This window comes from Adlercreutzia equolifaciens, from assembly GCF_029076695.1.
Lineage (GTDB): Bacteria > Actinomycetota > Coriobacteriia > Coriobacteriales > Eggerthellaceae > Adlercreutzia > Adlercreutzia equolifaciens_A.
On sequence record NZ_JARFIK010000002.1, the window covers coordinates 599,538 to 616,824 of the forward strand.

15 protein-coding genes are annotated in these 17,287 nt (G+C 64.1%); 14 read left to right on the forward strand and 1 reads right to left on the reverse strand.

Going from position 1 to position 17,287, the window contains the following annotated elements:
- The first annotated feature begins 1 nt into the window (after position 1).
- The 13 genes from panD to PZH32_RS08375 all read left to right on the forward strand — a co-directional run bounded on the left by panD (position 2) and on the right by PZH32_RS08375 (position 15,541).
- The gene (gene panD, locus PZH32_RS08315) at positions 2–400 is read left to right on the forward strand and encodes an aspartate 1-decarboxylase (RefSeq protein WP_275207487.1); all 399 of its coding nucleotides are present in this window, start codon (positions 2–4) and stop codon (positions 398–400) included.
- 288 nt (positions 401–688) lie between these two features.
- On the forward strand, positions 689–1,630 hold the full coding sequence (locus PZH32_RS08320) for a ketopantoate reductase family protein (protein WP_275207488.1): 942 nt from the start codon (positions 689–691) through the stop codon (positions 1,628–1,630).
- A 150-nt stretch (positions 1,631–1,780) separates the two neighbouring features.
- Positions 1,781–4,081 (forward strand): hybrid sensor histidine kinase/response regulator, encoded by a 2,301-nt coding sequence (locus PZH32_RS08325; protein ID WP_275207489.1) that lies wholly within the window; start codon positions 1,781–1,783, stop codon positions 4,079–4,081.
- Positions 4,078–5,430, forward strand: coding sequence for an ABC transporter substrate-binding protein (locus tag PZH32_RS08330; RefSeq protein WP_275207490.1), 1,353 nt, complete (start codon positions 4,078–4,080; stop codon positions 5,428–5,430). Before PZH32_RS08325 ends, PZH32_RS08330 begins: the two co-directional genes overlap by 4 nt.
- Before the next feature lie 186 nt (positions 5,431–5,616).
- Positions 5,617–6,807, forward strand: coding sequence for a prephenate dehydrogenase (locus PZH32_RS08335; RefSeq protein ID WP_275207491.1), 1,191 nt, complete (start codon positions 5,617–5,619; stop codon positions 6,805–6,807).
- Positions 6,794–8,137, forward strand: coding sequence for a 3-phosphoshikimate 1-carboxyvinyltransferase (aroA, locus tag PZH32_RS08340; RefSeq protein WP_275207492.1), 1,344 nt, complete (start codon positions 6,794–6,796; stop codon positions 8,135–8,137). Before PZH32_RS08335 ends, aroA begins: the two co-directional genes overlap by 14 nt.
- Complete coding sequence (gene cmk, locus PZH32_RS08345) at positions 8,137–8,811, forward strand: (d)CMP kinase (protein WP_275207493.1); 675 nt, start codon at positions 8,137–8,139, stop codon at positions 8,809–8,811. Before aroA ends, cmk begins: the two co-directional genes overlap by 1 nt.
- A gap of 155 nt (positions 8,812–8,966) precedes the next feature.
- The gene (locus PZH32_RS08350; protein WP_275207495.1) at positions 8,967–9,878 is read left to right on the forward strand and encodes a lysophospholipid acyltransferase family protein; all 912 of its coding nucleotides are present in this window, start codon (positions 8,967–8,969) and stop codon (positions 9,876–9,878) included.
- A gap of 2 nt (positions 9,879–9,880) precedes the next feature.
- Complete coding sequence (ispH, locus tag PZH32_RS08355) at positions 9,881–10,747, forward strand: 4-hydroxy-3-methylbut-2-enyl diphosphate reductase (RefSeq protein WP_275207496.1); 867 nt, start codon at positions 9,881–9,883, stop codon at positions 10,745–10,747.
- Between the two features lie 3 nt (positions 10,748–10,750).
- Complete coding sequence (locus PZH32_RS08360) at positions 10,751–12,337, forward strand: DUF512 domain-containing protein (RefSeq protein WP_275207497.1); 1,587 nt, start codon at positions 10,751–10,753, stop codon at positions 12,335–12,337.
- Between the two features lie 19 nt (positions 12,338–12,356).
- A complete protein-coding gene (gene der, locus PZH32_RS08365) occupies positions 12,357–13,670 on the forward strand; it encodes a ribosome biogenesis GTPase Der (RefSeq protein ID WP_275207498.1) in 1,314 nt (437 codons plus the stop codon).
- A 3-nt stretch (positions 13,671–13,673) separates the two neighbouring features.
- Entirely contained in the window at positions 13,674–14,372 is a 699-nt protein-coding gene (locus tag PZH32_RS08370) for a glycerol-3-phosphate acyltransferase (RefSeq protein ID WP_275207499.1), read from the forward strand.
- Between the two features lie 170 nt (positions 14,373–14,542).
- Complete coding sequence (locus PZH32_RS08375; RefSeq protein ID WP_275207500.1) at positions 14,543–15,541, forward strand: NAD(P)H-dependent glycerol-3-phosphate dehydrogenase; 999 nt, start codon at positions 14,543–14,545, stop codon at positions 15,539–15,541.
- A 409-nt stretch (positions 15,542–15,950) separates the two neighbouring features.
- Here the strand turns inward: PZH32_RS08375 and PZH32_RS08380 are convergent, their stop codons facing one another.
- Positions 15,951–16,427 carry a methylated-DNA--[protein]-cysteine S-methyltransferase gene (locus tag PZH32_RS08380; protein WP_275207501.1) on the reverse strand — a complete coding sequence of 159 codons (477 nt, stop codon included), beginning with the start codon at positions 16,425–16,427 and terminating at the stop codon, positions 15,951–15,953.
- Between the two features lie 121 nt (positions 16,428–16,548).
- Here PZH32_RS08380 and rpe point away from each other — a divergent pair, with 121 nt between their 5' ends.
- Positions 16,549–17,253 (forward strand): ribulose-phosphate 3-epimerase, encoded by a 705-nt coding sequence (rpe, locus tag PZH32_RS08385; protein ID WP_275207502.1) that lies wholly within the window; start codon positions 16,549–16,551, stop codon positions 17,251–17,253.
- Positions 17,254–17,287: the final 34 nt, after the last annotated feature.

A 17,287-nucleotide genomic window follows, 5' to 3' on the forward strand; every position in this document is an offset into this window, starting at 1 on the left:
CGTGCTGTTGAACGTGCTGAAGGGGAAGATTCACCGCGCCACCGTGGTGCAGGCCGAGCTGGACTACGTGGGCTCCATCACCATCGATCCGGAGCTTTCTGCGGCCGCTGGCATCTTGGAGTACGAGAAGGTGCAGGTGGTGGACATCGACAACGGCAACCGTTTCGAGACCTATGTCATCTCTGGTGAGCCGGGCAGCGGCATGATCTGCGTGAACGGCGCCGCGGCCCACTGCGTCGAGCCGAACCACAAGGTGATCATTATGTGCTACGCGCAAATGACCCCCGAGGAGTTCGCCGATCCGGCCAATGCTCCGCGCGTTGTGTTCGTGGACGATGACAACCGCATCGCGCGGCTTACGCGTTATGAGAAGCATGGACGACTGGAGGATATGGCGTAGAAAGTCTCCCGGGGGGCGGGGACGCGGGGCGCTCTTGCAGCTGAAGCTCGCTCGGGGGCGGAGCCACGGGGTACCCTGATTCGCTCAGACAGTCCTCGCTTTGGAGAACAGCCCACTGGGCTGTTCTCGTCGCTGCGGAACTCGCTCGGTCAGGGCACCCCGTGTCTCCGCCGGACTCAGCCTTAGTTGAGGTTACTGGTGCGGAACTCGCCTGGTCGAGGCACCCGGTGTCCCCGCCTGGCTCAACTCTTGTTGAATTTCTAACGCCTATCCTTGGAAGGGATTCTTATGAACGAAGTAAAACGGGTGGCTATTGTGGGATTTGGATCCCTTGGGGCTATGTATGCGGGGTGCTTTGGGCGTGCTATGGGGGCTGACGGGGTGTTTGTGGTGGCCGATGAGGCGCGCACCGCGGTGTACCGCAGCGAGCCGACGGTGTTCAACGGTGAGCCCATTGCGGCTACCTATCTTACCTACGAGGAGGCGGCTGAGCGGGCGCTCGTGGCGCCCTTTGATGTGGTGCTCTATGCGGTGAAGTACGGCGCGCTGGAGGAGGCCATGACCCAGAGTGCGCCGTTGGTGGGGCCGGATACGGCGGTGATCTCGGTGCTGAACGGCATTACCAGCGAGGAGGTGCTGGCCGAGCGCTTCGGGTGGGACCGAGTGCTGCTGTGCGTGGCCCAGCAGATGGACTCGCGGAAGGTAGGCTTCACCGTGGTCGCTGGTTGCGTGGGCGTCATGGCACTGGGCGTGCACGATGCCGACGACCCGGTTCAGCAGGCCAACCTGGCCCGGGTGACTGCGTGGCTCGATGCCATCGACCAGCCCTATATCTGCCCCGAGGACATTCAGCATCAGCTGTGGGGCAAGCTCATTTGCAACGTGGGCGTAAATCAGGCCTGCGCCGTCTACGAGTGCTGCTTTGACGGCATTCATCGAGAAGGGGAGGCGCGCCAGGCCATGATCGGCGCCATGAACGAGGTGGCGGCCGTAGGGCAGGCCTGCGGCATCAACCTGACCGATGCCGATGTGTCCTACTGGCTCGATATCATCGACCACCTCAATCCGGCGGGACTTCCCAGCTTGCGTCAGGATGTGCTGGCGGGCCGTCCCACGGAGGTGGAGCTGTTCAGCGGCACCATCAATCGCCTGGGTGCGGCCCATGGGGTGCCGACGCCGGTGAACGAGCGTTTCTATACCGCCATCAAGGATATTGAGAGCCGCTATTAGGACGAGCGGGGCACGGTCTGGCGGATTCGTGCCCCATTATCGACCCAGTGTTTTCGCGGTCGCTGGCAGGTTACGGTTTCATGACCTCTTCATATAAGTGTTAAACTGACGTGGGAAGACTGTAACCATTCTGCGAAAAAGGACCCGTCCGTGAACCGCAAGAAGACCATAGGCATCATCGCTGTCGCCGCGGCGGCTATGATCATTGCGGTCTGTGTGTACCTGATGCAGCTGTCTTCCACAGTGGCGGGCAACCTCATGGACTCCGTCGAGGAAATTTCCCGTCACGATGTCGAGACTATCGAGGGCTCTCTTGATGATTCCTATGCACGCCTGGGGTCGGTGGCCGACCGCATGGCGGTCTATGACGTCAACAACGTTCACGAGGCCCAGGAGCAGCTGAATCTGGAAGCCGCTTCATCGGCGCTGTTCAACGCCATTTACTTGCTGGAGGACGACGGAACGCTCTACAGCAGCTCCTACGTGCGCATCGATGCCGATGCCCATACCTATGATGAGCTCATGGCCGACGGGCGTGAGCATTTCGTCATGCTCTACGATGATGCCAACGGCAAGTTGGAAACCACCAAGGAGTCGCTTATCTTCGGCATTCGCCTGGAGCCGCTGGTCATTGGCGACCGCACGTTTGTGGCTATGCTCGGCCGCAGTGACTTGTCTGCTATCTCCAACCAGCTGGTCATCGAGAGCTTCAACGGCGAGGGCGTCTCCAGTGTGGTGAACTCGCAGGGCTACTATATTGTGAGCGCCAGCCCTGCCACCGATTTGGACGGCCGCGACAATTTCTACGATACGCTGGAAGCGGGGCGCATCGAGGACGGCGTGACCATTCAGGACGTGCGCCAGAATATCGCCGATGGCAAGGACTTCGTTATCAACTGCGTGACCGCCAACGGGGAAGATCTGGTCATGAGCTTTGCCCCCGTGGAAGGCACCTCCTGGTCGTTCATTATGGCGGTGCCCACCGAGGTGTTCGACGAGCGCTTTGCCCCGTTCATCACCATGACGGCGGGTATGCTGGGCGCCATGGTGTGCGTGGTCACCATTATGCTGGCTCTCATCTATCGCTTCATCAAGCAATCGATGCAGGCCCAGGCCGAGGCCGCGGCCCGCACCGAGTTCCTCTCCAATATGAGCCACGAGATTCGCACACCGCTCAACGGTATTATCGGCTTGAATCACCTGATGGAGCGCCATCTTGACGACCGAGAGGCTATGGCGGGCTATGTGGGGAAGCTGGGCAAGGCCGCCCAGTACCTGCTGTCGCTGGTCAACGACATTCTCGATATGTCGAAGCTGCAGGCGGGCAAGGTGGAGCTGGTGCACGAGCCCTTCGACGTGCGGGCGCTTATCGACAACGTTTGCCAGATGCAGCGCGAGCCCATGGCCGATCGCGGTATCCTCTTCGACCTGACGACAAAGGGCCTGCCCCGTCCGTTCCTGGTGGGCGACGAGGTACGCATCAGCCAGGTGCTCATGAACATCCTGTCCAACGCGGTAAAGTTCACTCCGCCAGGGGGCACCATCTCGATGAACGTGTCCCAGACGGTGGTGGCGTCGGGGCGCCAGGCCACCACGACCATCTCCATTGCCGACACCGGGTGCGGCATGACCCCGGAGTTCCAGGCCCACATCTTCGACGTGTTCACCCAGGAGCGCAATCGCAATAGCGAGAGCCAAAAGGGAACGGGCCTGGGCATGTCCATCAGCCATTTGCTGGTGGAGCAGATGGGCGGCCTGCTGAAGGTGGAGAGCGTGCTCAACGAGGGATCGTGCTTCACCATGGTGGTCACGCTGCCCATCGATCCGGCGCACTTGGATGACGTGCCGGAAGAGGCCGGCGAGGTTGAGGGGCTGACTGGCGGCGAGAGCGCGGCGGCTCTTGGGGGGGTCCGGGCTTCGGCAAGCGAAGGCGGCGTGACTCCGGGCGGTGACGCCCCAGCGAATGCTGATGCCGTTGACGCAGCACCGAACGTGTCCGTGAGCACCGGCGCCGCTGATACGGACGTGCGCGCAGACGTCCCGGTGGATGCGCCCCAGGAAGGCCCCGTCCAGCTGTTGGTGGCGGAAGACAACGAGCTGAACGCCGACATTATCTCCAGCATCCTTACGGAGGAGGGCTACGCCATCACCATTGCCGAGAACGGCGAGGAGGCGGTGCGCGCCTTCGAGGCCTCGCCCGAGGGCTTCTTCGCCGCCATCCTCATGGATGCCCAAATGCCCGTGATGGACGGCTACGAAGCCGCCCGTGAGATCCGCGCCCTTAAGCGCACCGATGCCAAGACGGTGCGCATCTTCGCCTGTACCGCCTCAACCTTTACCGAGGATCGCAATCGCGCCCTGGAAAGCGGCATGGACGACTTCCTGACTAAACCGCTCAATGTTACGGTCATGCTGCAGAAGCTGCAGGCCGTCAAGGAGGAGCTGTCATGACAACGTTTGACCAGATGCTCGCCTGTTCACTGACTCGTCGCTCGGCGGTGGCTTTGGGCGCGGCGGCCGTAGCGGCATCGCTGCTGCCTCTTTCGGGCTGCTCGTCCTCTTCGAAGGATGCCGTGCATTTGGTGGTCAAGGTGCCCCGCACCGGCCACGACGTGGTGTTCGATGAGGATATTAGCCAGGTGGAAACGGTCATCCAGGCTATGGTCGACGATTTCGTCGCCACCTACCAAGGGGCGCCCGTTGAAGCGGAAGTGGTGGTGTTCGAGCAGAACCAGTACGACGATGCGGTAGTAGGCAGCTTCGACACGGCGAAAGCCCCCGATGTGCTCTACGGCGACTACTTCAACATGTCCACCTATATCCACACCGGACGCGTGGTGCCTCTGGACGACATCATCACCACGGCTATTCGCGATGACATCTTCGACCATCTGTGGGAGACGAGCACGATTGAGGGCCGCGTGTACATGATGCCCTATCTCTCGCGGCAGAACGTACTGGCCTACAACAAGCAGATGTTCCGCGATGCCGGGCTCGAGCGCTATATAGCCGATGGCGAAATTACCGCCTGGTCCTTGGACGAATGGACTGAAATCTTGGACGCTCTGGCGGCCAGTCTGCCCGAGGGCAGCTTCCCCATGATGATGTATGCGGGCAGCTCCCAGGGCGACACGCACATTATGACGCTGCTGCGCTCGGCCGGCTCGTCGTTCTTCGACGAGGACGGGCATTTCAACCTGTCCACGCCCGAGGGCATTGCTGCGCTGCGCTGGATTCAGGACGGCGTGGGCCGCGGCTGGTTCCCGCCCCATGCGGAAAACCTGGAGATCGAGGACTGCTCCAGCTTGTTCAAGAACAACCAGCTGGGCATCTACATGGTGAACAACGCCTCCATCGGGCGCTACGGCGACACCATCGGCCTGGTGAACTTCCCCGGTCCCGATGCCGACGGCTGCGCCACCACCTTCGCCTCGGGCTTCGAGGTATTCGACAACGGAGACCCCGAGAAAATGCAGGTGGCGAAGGATTTCATCTCGTTTGTGTACGGCAGCGAGAAATGGCTCGACTACGCCGCGGGCACGTTGCCGGCCTCGAAGGCGGTGGCCGAACGCTACGGCGATCAGATTCTCGCCTTCGACCTGTTCCGCGAGAACGCCGACAACGTGGTGGACTTCACGGGCAACAATCCCGACACGCGCGCCGTACGCGAGGTGTTCTACCCCTGCATCCACGACCTGCTCATGGGCAACGCCACCCCGGAGGAAACCGCCGAGAAGATCGACAACCTGTGTAACCAGGCCATCGACGAGGGCGTAGCCACTAGCACCTTGCACGAGTAGGGGAGCGTGAGGGGCGCGGGAGGCAGAAGAGGGTCCGGCGCCAATGAGCGCAGGCGACTCTCAACTTGTGCGGAATTCCGTGCCGCTGTCGGGTGCTTGGGCGCGGGGGCGGCTCGTTCGTATACAATGGGAGGCGATTTATTCGCAGATCACGTGAGGAACGAATCGCATCCTATGAGTGAAGCTATGGAACAAGTAAACGAGGAGGCGTCGGTCGACGTTTCGGCTGCCGCCCCCTTCTCCGCCGTGGCCGTTATCGGCCTGGGCCTTATCGGCGCGTCGCTGGCGGCCACGCTGGCGGCGAAGATGCCCGACGCTACCGTCTTCGGCGTCGATACCGATCCAGCCACCTGCGCCACGGCCGTTGAGCGCGGCTGGGTGTCCGCCGCCTCGGGTCCCGACGATGAGGCCTTCCGTGCCTTTATCCAGGGCCCCTGCCAGCTGGTGGTCATCGCTACGCCCGTGGCGGCGGTGGACGACTACCTGGAGCGTCTGCGCGCGTGGGACTACCGGGGCGTGGTTACCGACACCATCTCCACCAAGGGCCATATTCTGGCCGCAGCTGCCGAGATTCTGCCGGCGCCCGAGCGCTACGTGCCGGGGCATCCCATGGCCGGCTCCGAGCAGAATGGCATTGCCGGCGCCCGCGCCGACCTCTTCGAGGGCGCGAACTGGATTCTCTGCCCCGACGAGACCACGCTGCCCGAGGATTTCCAGCACCTGCACGAGTTGGTCACCGGCATCGACGCCCGCGTGGTGTCGCTCCATCGCGAGGAGCACGACCAGGCCGTGGCTATTGTGAGCCACGTGCCCCATATGGTGGCAAGCTCGCTCATGCAGCTGGCCAACGCCCATGCCGACGATTCGCGCTCCATCATGCGCCTGGCCGCCGGCGGTTTCAAGGACTCCACGCGCATTGCCGCGGGCAGCCCCAAGTTGTGGTGCGGCATCGCCTTCGACAACGCCGACGCCCTGCGCGCCGGGCTCGATGAGATGGCCGGCATCATCGGCTCCTTCTCCGCCGCCCTGGCCGAGGGCGACCGCGAGACCTTCACCCGTCTTCTGGCCGAGGCCGCCGAGGCCCGGCGCGCTCTGCCCGCCGCCTGGGTGCCCTCCACCGAGAAGCTGCTGGAGGTGCGCATCCCCATGGTCAACCGTACCGGCGTGGTGGCCGAGGTCTGCACTATTGCAAGCTCGGTGGGATGCAATATACAATCCATTGACATCGACCATATTAGCGAGGGCAACGCCGTTTTGTCCCTCATCCTCACCGATGAGGGCGATGTGGGTCAGCTGTCGTTGCAGCTGATCAACGCCGGCTTCTCTGTATCGTTCAGTCCCCTTATGCCGAAGGAGTACGCTCATGTCGACGAGTGAATCGGTCACGCTGCCGCCGTACACCATCATCGAACCGTTGGGAGGTCCGCTTGAGGGATCCCTCACGGTTCCCGGCGATAAGTCCATTTCCCACCGCGCCGTGCTGTTCGCCGCCATGGCCGAGGGCACCTCGCATTTGACGGGGGTGCTCGATTCCGAGGACGTGCGCGCCTCCATTCGCGCCGTTGAGGCTCTGGGCGCTTCGGTGCTGCTGGACCGTCAGGCCGACGGCACGCTGGCCGGCACGGTAACCGGCTGGGGCCAGCAGGGCCCGGCCCAGCCCGATGCTCCCATCGACTGCGGCAACTCCGGCACTACGGCGCGCCTGCTCATGGGTATTGTGGCGCCGTGGGACATCAAGGTCACCATCACCGGCGATGCCAGCTTGCAAAAGCGCCCCATGCGCCGCATTGTGGCGCCCCTGGCGAAGATGGGCTGCGACTTCGAACCGGAAACGCCGGAGCATCTGCCCATCACCGTGTGCGGCAGCCGCGAGCTGCGGGCTATCGACTACACGTCGCCCATGGCCTCGGCCCAGCTCAAAACCGCCGTGCTGCTGGCCGGCACCTTCGCCGAGGGCACTACCACGGTGAATGAGCCGGCGCCTTCCCGCAACCATACCGAGCTCATGCTCCCCGAGTTCAATGTGCCCACCACGGCCGGTACCCGCGTGGCCTCGGTGCAGGGGCCGGCCGAGATGCTGGCTTCCGACGTGGTGGTGCCGGGCGATCCGTCCTCGGCCGCCTTCGTGGCTGCGGCGGCGCTTCTGGCCCGCGGCAGCTCGGTGCGCATCGAGAACGTCTCGCTCAACCCGGCCCGCATCGGCTTTGTGCGCACCCTGGAGCGCATGGGCGCCGACATTCGCGAGAGCTACGAGGGCGCCGAGGGCAAGGAGCCTCGGGGCGCCATCACCATCAACTACACGCCTACGCTGCGCGGCTGCGAGATTCCCTCGCAGCATATCGCCTCGGTCATCGACGAGATTCCCGTGCTGGCCCTGGTGGCTGCCCATGCCCGCGGCATCACGGTGTTCCACGAGGTGGGCGAGCTGCGTGTGAAGGAATCCGACCGTCTGGCCGCCATCATCGAGGGTTTAGGCCAGCTGGGCATCGACGCCTGGGAAGAGGGGGACGACCTCTATGTGGAGGGCAACCCCAACCTGCAGGTGCCTGCGGGTCTCGTATTCGACTCCCATGGCGACCATCGTCTAGCCATGACCTGGGCGCTGGTAGGTGCCTGCGGCCGTGTGCCGGTCAACGTTACGGAGTTCACCTGCGTGGCGGTAAGTTACCCCGATTTCCTCGCTGACCTGAAAGGCCTGGTGAAATAGTGATCGTCGCCATCGACGGCCCCTCGGGGGCCGGCAAGTCCACCGTGGCCAAAGCGGTGGCCAAGGAGCTGGGCTTCTCCTGCCTCGACACCGGGGCCATGTACCGCTCCATCGCCTGGCGCGCGCTGCAGGACGGCGTTGCGCTTGACGATGAGGAGGGCCTAGGGGCTATCGCCCGCACCTACGACATTGCCTTCGGCCATGTGGAGGGCGACCCGGTGCCCCGTCGCGTGTTCATCGGCGACGACGAGGTCACCGACGCCATTCGCACCGCTGAAATCGACCGCGCTGTCAGCCCCGTCTCCGCGGTGCCCGCCGTGCGCGCGGCCCTGCTCGACCAGCAGCGCCGCATCGGCAACGCCGGCAACTACGTGGTGGAGGGTCGCGACATCGGCACCGTGGTGTTTCCCGACGCGGCCGTGAAGGTGTTCCTGACGGCCTCCGACGAAGAGCGCGCCCATCGTCGCGTTCGCCAGAACGTCGATCGCGGCATCGGCTCCATCGACTACGAAGAGGTGCTGGCCGATCTGCGGCGCCGCGACGAGGCCGATGCCTCCCGCGAGACGGCGCCGCTGCGAGCGGCCGAGGATGCGGTGCAGATGGATTCCACCGGTCGCTACATTGAAGAGGTCATCGAGGATATCTGCGCGTTGGCCCGCGAGGCGCAGTCGTAACTCTGCCAAAGTCGGATCACGGGGTAGTGCTCAGTCGCTCAGACAGTTCTCGCTCGGCGAAACAGCCCACTGGGCTGTTTCGTTCGCTGCGGAACTCGCTTGGTGAGCACCACCCCGTGCTCCTCTTCGCTCAACTCTTGTAGGAGTGCTTCTCAATGAGTTTATTCCTGAAATACGAGGATATGTGGGATATGGATCTGGGCGGCGAGCCCAGCAAGAAGGAGATCCCGCATTGGTTTGGCAACCTGGCTTGGATTGTCATCGGCGGTCTGTGCAAGCTGCTGTTCCGCTATCGGGTGGACAACCGCCAGAAGCTGCGCGCCTTCCAAAACGCCGAGGGCGCCATTGTCATCTGCAACCACACCTCGTTTTTCGACGTGGTGTTCATGTACCTGGCTGCGCGCCCGTCGCAGTGGGTGCGCCTCATGGGCCGCGACTCGCTGTTCGACAACGCTGGCGGTCTGCTGGGTCAGATCCTCTCGCGCGTTGGTGCCTTCCCGGTGAAACGCGACACTGCCGACATGACCTCCATCAAGCGCGCGGTGCGCATGCTGAAGCGCCAAGAGCTGGTGGGCATTCTGCCCGAGGGCACGCGCCGCGGCAAGAGCAACCGCAAGCCTGACATTCACGCCGGCGTGGCTATGATCGCCCGTATGGCGAAGGTGCCCATTCTGCCCATGACGGTGCGCGGGGTGGAGAAGATCAAGAACAAGGGCGAGCGTGTGCATTTTCCGAAGGTGACGGTTGACTACGGCGACCCCATCTTGGTCAGCGATTTCGACTTTCTGCCCAAGGACGACCGCCTGGAAGCTTGTTCCTGGTACGCGCTGCGCGAGTGCTTCGCGCTGTTCTACAACGTGAAGCCCGAAGCGGTGGACATGTCGGCGCTGTTTCCCGATGCGAAGGACTACACGGCAGTCTTCGCCGAGCATCCGATGCCCCGCCATACCAGCGAGGAGCTGGCTGAGGCCGCCCGCGCCAAAGCGGCGGCGAAGGCGGCAAAAGAGGCGGCCAAGGCCGAGAAGGCGTCGAAGGACGCCGACGCTGCCGGCGCGGATAAGGAGTAGCCATGGAGGTCGTTCGTGCGAAGCGGGCCGGCGCCTGCTATGGCGTGCAGCGCGCGCTGGACATGGCCGACGAGGTCATTGCCGACGGCAGCATTGCCTACACCCTGGGGCCGCTCATCCATAATCCCCAGGTAGTAGCCGACTTGGCCGAGCGCGGCGCCGAGCCCGTGGACGATGTTGCGGCTATTGAGTGGACACCCGCGAGAGAAGGGGAGGGGGAGATCCCGTCAGTGGTCATTCGTTCCCATGGCGTGACCCCCCAGGTGCTGGATGCCGTGCGCGAACGGGGCTTCGCGGTGGTCGACGCCACGTGCCCCCATGTGTCGCGTGCGCAGAAGGCGGCGGCCGAGTTAGCCCGCGAGGGCTGTCGCGTCATTGTGGTGGGAGAGGAGGGCCATCCGGAAGTGGAGGGCCTGACCGCCTGGGCCCGCCAGGCCGGCGGCAAGGTGGACGTGGTGGCCAGCCCCGCTGACATTCCTGCGGGCCTGTACGACCCGGTGGGCGTCGTAGCCCAGACTACCCAGCGTCGCGAGAACCTAGAGGCCGTGGTGGAGACCCTGCGCGAAGCCGGCCTTGACCCCCAGGTGAAGAATACCATCTGCTCAGCCACACGTCAGCGCCAGGAAGCCGCTGCCGAGCTGGCGGCCAACGTGGACGCCATGGTGGTCATCGGCGGCCGCAACTCGTCGAACACCACCCGCCTCGCCGAGGTGTGTGCGCTCACGTGCCCGCGTACCTTCCACATCGAGTCGGCCGACGAGCTGGAGCCGCCCGCTTTCGAGGGCTGCGCCCGCGTAGGCGTGACGGCCGGTGCAAGTACCCCGGAGAACCAAATTGCCGCTGTAGAGGCGTTTCTGAAGACGCTGTAGGCCATGGCTGTTTACCCTGGAAAAGAAATTGAACGCGATGCCGCCTGCGCGGCTTGCGCCGTGGCGCCGGTCGATGCTGCGGTCGCAGCGTGGGATGGTCCAGCGGCGCGTATTGCAGCCGTGGATGCGGAAAGCCCTGCCGACGACGCAGGGTTCGAGCCCGGCTGCTACCTTACCAGCGTGGACGGCGCGCCTCTGCGCGACATCATCGATTGGCGCTGGCTTTCCGCCGACGACGTTATCACCGTGGGCTACATCGACCTTGACGGTGAGGCGGGGGAGGTGGAGCTGGAGCGTTATCCCGGCGAGGACTGGGGCTTTACCTTCGACGGCGTGCTCTTCGACCGCGTGAAGCTCTGCCGCAACGCCTGCATCTTCTGCTTCATGCGCCAGCTGCCCGACGACGCCCGCGCCTCGCTTTCCCTGCGCGACGACGACTTCCGCCTCAGTTTCCTCTCGGGCACCTTCGTCACGCTGACGAACCTGAAGTCCGAGGACGAGGCTCGCATCATCGAGCAGCACATCAGCCCTTTGCGCGTGAGTTTGCACGCCAGCAACCCCGATCTGCGCCGTCGCATGATCGGTCGCCATGCCCAGCACGGCCTTGACGCGCTGGATCGCCTGCTGGACGCGGGCATCCAGGCCCACGCGCAAATTGTGCTCATGCCCGGCATCAACGACGGCGACGCCCTGCGCGAGACGCTGGAATGGGCCTGGGAGCGCCCGGGCTTGAGTGGCGTGGGCATCGTGCCCCTCGGCTTCACCAAGCACCAGACCGAGCTCCACGAGAGTTTCACCACGCCCGAGGCGGCCCGCGGCGTCATCGAAGTCATCCGCCCCTTCCAGGAGCGCGCCCGCGCCGAGCGCGGCACCCCCTGGGTCTTCGCCGCCGACGAGTTCTATGTGAACGCTTTCGGTGTGGACACCCCTGAGCACATCCCGCCCGCCAGCGACTACGGTGACTACGAGATGTTCGAGGACGGCATCGGCATCGTCCGCAGCTACGTCGACGAGTTCAACGAAGCCGTCGCGAGCGGCTTGGCCGCAAGCACCGCCGAGGCCCTCAAGACCGCCGGCCTCGCCGCCCGCTACATCATCGGCGAAGCCATGCAGCCCTTCCTCGACGCCATGATTGCCAAAAGCCCCTTAGCCGGCCACCTGATCCCCCTTACGGTGAAGAACGACTACTTCGGCGGCAACGTAAACGTAACCGGCCTCCTCTGCGCCTGCGACATCGAGAAGGCAATAAAGGAAGAGCAAGCCGCCAAAATCTCAACCACGGCAGAGTCCGGCGGAGACACGGGGTGCCCTGACCGAGCGAGTTCCGCAGCGACTGAAACAGCCCAGTGGGCTGTTTCACCAAGCGAGGACTGTTTGAGCGAATCAGGGTACCCCGTGGCTCCGCCTCCCGGTGAGCCTCAGCTTTTCCTCCTCCCAAGGGTGATTCTGAATGACAACGGCGTGACGCTTGACGATGCTACCGTGCAGGATATGGAAACGGAGACGGCGACCCGTATACACGTGGTATCCTGTAACCCACTGGATTTTCTTCCTGAGATCATCGCGCTGGCCGCCCCGCCGGCGCTGTAAGAAACGCGAGGAACACATCATGGCTCTTCCCATCGTCGCCATCGTGGGCCGCCCCAACGTGGGCAAGTCCACCTTGGTCAACCGCATCGCCCAAACCGGCGATGCCATCGTGCACGAAATGCGCGGCGTCACCCGCGACCGCAGCTACCACAAGGCCGACTGGAACGGCATGGAGTTCATGCTCATCGACACCGGCGGTATCGAAATGGGCAACGAGGACGCCTTCCAGGGCTCCATCCGCGCCCAGGCCTTCGAGGCCACGCGCGAGGCCGACGTCATCATCTTCCTGGTGGACGGCAAAACCGGCATCAACGCCGACGACGAAGAAGTGGCGCGCATTCTGCAGAAGTCCGGCAAGCCGGTGTTCCCCGTGGTGAACAAGATGGACAACCCGGCGCGCATGGACGAGGTGTGGGAGTTCTACGCCCTGGGTCTGGGCGATCCGTGGCCCGTTTCCGCTCAGCACGGCAGCGGCACGGGCGACTTGCTCGACGACGTAGTGAACGTGCTGCGCAAGACCGACTGGACGCCGGAAGAGGAAGTAGATGCCATCAACGTGGCCATCATCGGCCGTCCGAACGCCGGCAAGTCCTCGCTTACCAACAAGCTGACCAACAACGATCGCTCCATCGTGTCCGACGTGGCCGGCACCACCCGCGATGCCATCGACACGCTGGTGGAGCACGACGGCACCATGTACCGCATCGTGGACACGGCGGGTCTGCGCCGCAAGAGCCAGATCGACGAGGACGTGGAGTACTACGGCTTCGTGCGCGCCATGCGTGCCATCGACCGCGCCGATGTGGCGCTGCTGGTCATCGACGGCACCCTGGGCCTCACCAACGAGGACCAGCGCGTGGCCGGCTACGCCGCCGAGCGCGGATGCGCCATGGTCATCGTGCTCAACAAGTGGGACATCGTAGAGGGCCCCGAGGCCAAGGAGAAGATCCGCGAGCGCATTGCCGACCGCATGACCTTCGTGGGCTATGCCCCGGTTATTGCCATCAGCGCGCTGACGGGCAAGAAGGTCGACCGCATCTGGGACGCCATCGACTCGGTGTACGCCAACTACAGCCGTACCATTCCCACCAACCAGCTGAACAGCTGGCTGGCGGGTATTCGCGAGACAGGCCACACCGTATCCAAGGGCAAAGCCATCCTGCGCATGAAGTACGTCACGCAGACGGGAACCTGCCCGCCGCACTTCACCTTCTTCGTGAACCGTCCCGATGTCGTGGACGATAACTACGAGCGCTACCTGGAGAATCGCATGCGCGAGGCCTTCGACCTCACCGGTACGCCCATCCGCCTGAAGTTCAAGAAGAAAGACTAGTCCATGATCGTTCTCGGCTATCTTGTCCTTACCTTCGTCGTCACGTTCCTGCTCGGCTCCATTCCCTGGGGCGTTATCGTCTCCAAGCTGGCCTACAAGAAGGACCTGCGCGATGAGGGCTCCGGCAACATCGGCACCACCAACGCCATGCGCACCCTGGGCAAAGCCGGGGGAGCGGCGGTGTTCGTGCTCGACTTCGGCAAGGGTCTGCTGGCGGGCTGGCTGGCGGTGTGGGTCATCGCTCCGATGGTGGCCGCCCTTCCCGCTGACCTGGCGGTGAGCGACGGGCTCTACGGGGCTTTCGCCACCCCGGCGCTGAACGCCGTGACGCTGGTGGCGGCCCTGGCCTTCGCCGGCTGCACCTTGGGTCATGTGTTCAGCCCTTGGCTCGGCTGGCACGGCGGCAAGGGCATTGCCGTGGCGGCTGCCTGCCTGGTGTTCGTCTACGGGCCCGTGGGCTTTCTCATCGAGATCATCGTCTTCGCCCTCGGCATTGCGCTGACGCGCTGCGTGTCCGTGGGCTCCCTGGCCGCCGCCGTGGTCTGCCCGCTGCTGGGCCTCTACTATTACGGCCTGGGCGGTCACTGGGTGGCCTGGCTCATCATCACGGCCACCGCCGCCGTGGTTATCTGGGCCCACCGCGAGAACATCGCCCGCCTGCGCGCCGGCACCGAAAACAAGATTGGAAGCAAGAAGAAGTAGCCGTTAGCGTTCTGCTTTAGTTGAGTTCGACGGGGACGCGGGGTGCCCCGACCGAGCGAGTTCCGCAGCGACTGAAACAGCCCAGTGGGCTGTTTCACCAAGCGAGGACTGTTTGAGCGAATCGGGGTACCCCGTGGCCCCGTCCCCCGAAGACTTGCAAGGAGAATCTCATGAACGTAGCAGTTATCGGAGCAGGCAGCTGGGGCACGGCGCTGGCACTCGTGCTGGCCGAGGCCGGTCACGACGTCATGCTGTGGGCGCGCACGCCCGAGGTGGCCGAGGCCATCAACGCCGATCACCGCAACCCGCGCTACCTGTCCGACTACCGACTGCCCGCGTGCATCCGCGCCACCAGCAACTACGCCGAGGCCGTGGAGGGCGCCGAAGCGGTGGTCATCGTCACGCCGTCGGCAGCGCTGCGCTCGGTGGCGGCCGACCTGCGCACGCTCATTGCTCCCGAAACCCCCATCGTCATCTGCTCGAAGGGCGTGGAGGAGGAGACGGGGCTGCTGCCCATCGACACCTTCGCCGACGAACTGGGCAATCCGGATCGCTTCGCCGTGCTGTCCGGCCCCACCCACGCCGAAGAGGTCATCTGCCGCAAGCCCTCGGCGGCGGTAGTGGCCAGCACCCATGAGGAGACCGCTCTGTTCTTCCGCGACCTGTTCGCCACGCGGGCCTTCCGCACCTACACCTCCGATGATCCGGTGGGTGTGGAGCTGTGCGCGGCGTTCAAGAACGTCATTGCCATTGCCGTGGGCGTGTCCTACGGTATGGGCTTTGGCGACAACACGGCGGCGCTGCTCATTACGCGCGGTCTGGCCGAGATGAGCCGCATGGTGGTGGCCTGCGGCGGTCAGGCGCTCACCTGCATGGGCCTGGGCGGTGCGGGCGACATGGTGGTTACCTGCATGTCCCAGCATTCGCGCAACCGCCGTTTCGGCGAGCAGTACGTGGCCCGCGGCCTTACCCTGGCCGACTTCACGGCCCAGACCCACATGGTGGTGGAGGGGGCCATTGCCTGCAAAACGCTTAAAACCTTGGAAGAGCGCTATCAGGTGGAGCTGCCCCTGACGGACACGGTGCGCAGCGTGGTGTGGGAACAGGTTCCGCCCCGCGAGGCCGCAGCAGCTCTCATCGATCGCCCGCTCAAGGCGGAGTTCTACTAAGCAACGCTTATTGTTCACCTGCATTATCAGGTTTCGCCTGGTAAACGAAGTGCATACGCGGATTTAACCGAAAGGCCTTCCTTGTTTCCTTGGAGCAGGGGAGGCTTTATTGTTGTCATCAGCCGATCGGAAGGGATGAGCGGCAAATCTGAGAGGATGGCAAGGCAGCCTTGCCGTATACGAAAGCCTTTCATGGACCGCAAGCAACCGTCCCGCACCGTTCAGCTCCTTGACAACCTATCCCGAGCTTCCGTCGCACCGTCTCCTGCGTGAACCCTCCTCTCTCCTCTCTCTCAAACCCTCGCGGCGGAAACCAAGACCATGCGCACGTTCCCCTTCTCCTCCGTGCGTATTGAGCAAGCTCCTCCGGTTCCCCTGCCGGAGGAGCTTTTTTTATGCGTCGGCCGCCTTAGGAATGGGCTGGAGCTTCCAGATGAAGGAGCGCGCGCGCCACGGCGGCCGCCTGGCCGCTGCCCAGGGGCTTGCCCGTAGCGCTTACGACGCGATGGATGGGCACCAAAAGGGGAGTGGGGCACTTCTTGAGGGCGGCTCCTACGGCGCGAAACGAATCGGGAGCACCGAGGGTTTCGGCCAGATCGCGGGCCGTGCGCGTTTGACCGTAGGGGATATTCGCCACGGCACGCCACACTTGCTGCTGAAACGCTGTGCCGGCCAGCTTACAGGGCACGGTGAAGGCGGTGCGCTTGCCGGCCAGGTATTCCATGATCTCGTTGGCGGCCTGGGTGGTAAGGGCGCAGGGCTTGCGAAGCCCCGGCAGAGAAGACTCGCCGAGGATGACCGCGGTGACGGCGGTGCCGTTGCTGCCGATGGTGATGGGGCCGAAGGTGGTGGGATAGGTGTAGAACGTGCGCGCATCGGAGGGCATCGACGACCACCTTTCTGCTCCTGGCGTGAGCGTTTGCCGCTGTCGCTTTATTATACGGCCTTGACGTCGGGTCAAACCTGTAGAATGGGGCCATCGGAATTCCGCGAGCAAGGACGGCCTTATGTTTCAACCGGTGAAGATTGCCCCTTCCATTCTGTCCGCCAACTTCATGGATCTCGGTGCCGACATTGCGCTCATCGAGCGCGCCGGCGCGGCGTTCGTCCACATCGACGTCATGGACGGCCATTTCGTGCCCAACCTGACTATGGGCGTACCGCTGCTCAAGCAGCTGAAGCCGGCCACCAGCCTGGTGTGCGATGTGCACCTCATGATCGACAATCCGCTGGTGGAGTTGCCCTGGTTCATCGATGCCGGCGCCGATCTGCTCAATGTGCACGTCGAGGCCTTAAGCGAGGCCGATCTGGTGCGCGCCATCGCCCAAATCCACGAAGCGGGTCTGCTGGCTGCGGCGGCCTTGAAGCCGAAGACGCCGGCATCGGCGCTGGCGCCGGTTATTGGCGATCTGGATATGGCCCTGGTCATGTCCGTGGAGCCGGGTTTCTCGGGACAAAGCTATATAGCCGGTTCCGAGGCCAAGGTGGCCGAGGTGGCCGCCATGGCCCGGGCTGCCGGCAACGAGGCCATGCTCATCCAGGTGGATGGCGGCATCGGCACCGCTACGGCCCCCTTGGTGGCGGCTGCCGGCGCTGACGTGCTCGTGTGCGGCAATGCCGTCTTCGCCGCGCCTGACCCCGCCGAGGCCCTGGCGGCCGTGCGCGATGCCGCCGATGCGGCGCGCTTGGCTGCTTTGGACGCCTGCGCCTAGGCGGCTCGAGCGGCTCCGTCCGCCCGAACGCGAC

Bases quoted from the DNA above. Each gene is read 5' to 3' on its own strand.
- der (WP_275207498.1), top strand. From the start codon at position 12,357: ATGGCTCTTCCCATCGTCGCCATCGTGGGCCGCCCCAACGTGGGCAAG.
- PZH32_RS08335 (WP_275207491.1), top strand. From the start codon at position 5,617: ATGGAACAAGTAAACGAGGAGGCGTCGGTCGACGTTTCGGCTGCCGCC.
- ispH (WP_275207496.1), top strand. From the start codon at position 9,881: ATGGAGGTCGTTCGTGCGAAGCGGGCCGGCGCCTGCTATGGCGTGCAG.
- PZH32_RS08320 (WP_275207488.1), top strand. From the start codon at position 689: ATGAACGAAGTAAAACGGGTGGCTATTGTGGGATTTGGATCCCTTGGG.
- PZH32_RS08375 (WP_275207500.1), top strand. From the start codon at position 14,543: ATGAACGTAGCAGTTATCGGAGCAGGCAGCTGGGGCACGGCGCTGGCA.
- PZH32_RS08350 (WP_275207495.1), top strand. From the start codon at position 8,967: ATGAGTTTATTCCTGAAATACGAGGATATGTGGGATATGGATCTGGGC.
- PZH32_RS08360 (WP_275207497.1), top strand. From the start codon at position 10,751: ATGGCTGTTTACCCTGGAAAAGAAATTGAACGCGATGCCGCCTGCGCG.
- PZH32_RS08330 (WP_275207490.1), top strand. From the start codon at position 4,078: ATGACAACGTTTGACCAGATGCTCGCCTGTTCACTGACTCGTCGCTCG.
- aroA (WP_275207492.1), top strand. From the start codon at position 6,794: ATGTCGACGAGTGAATCGGTCACGCTGCCGCCGTACACCATCATCGAA.
- PZH32_RS08370 (WP_275207499.1), top strand. From the start codon at position 13,674: ATGATCGTTCTCGGCTATCTTGTCCTTACCTTCGTCGTCACGTTCCTG.
- rpe (WP_275207502.1), top strand. From the start codon at position 16,549: ATGTTTCAACCGGTGAAGATTGCCCCTTCCATTCTGTCCGCCAACTTC.
- PZH32_RS08380 (WP_275207501.1), bottom strand. From the start codon at position 16,427: ATGCCCTCCGATGCGCGCACGTTCTACACCTATCCCACCACCTTCGGC.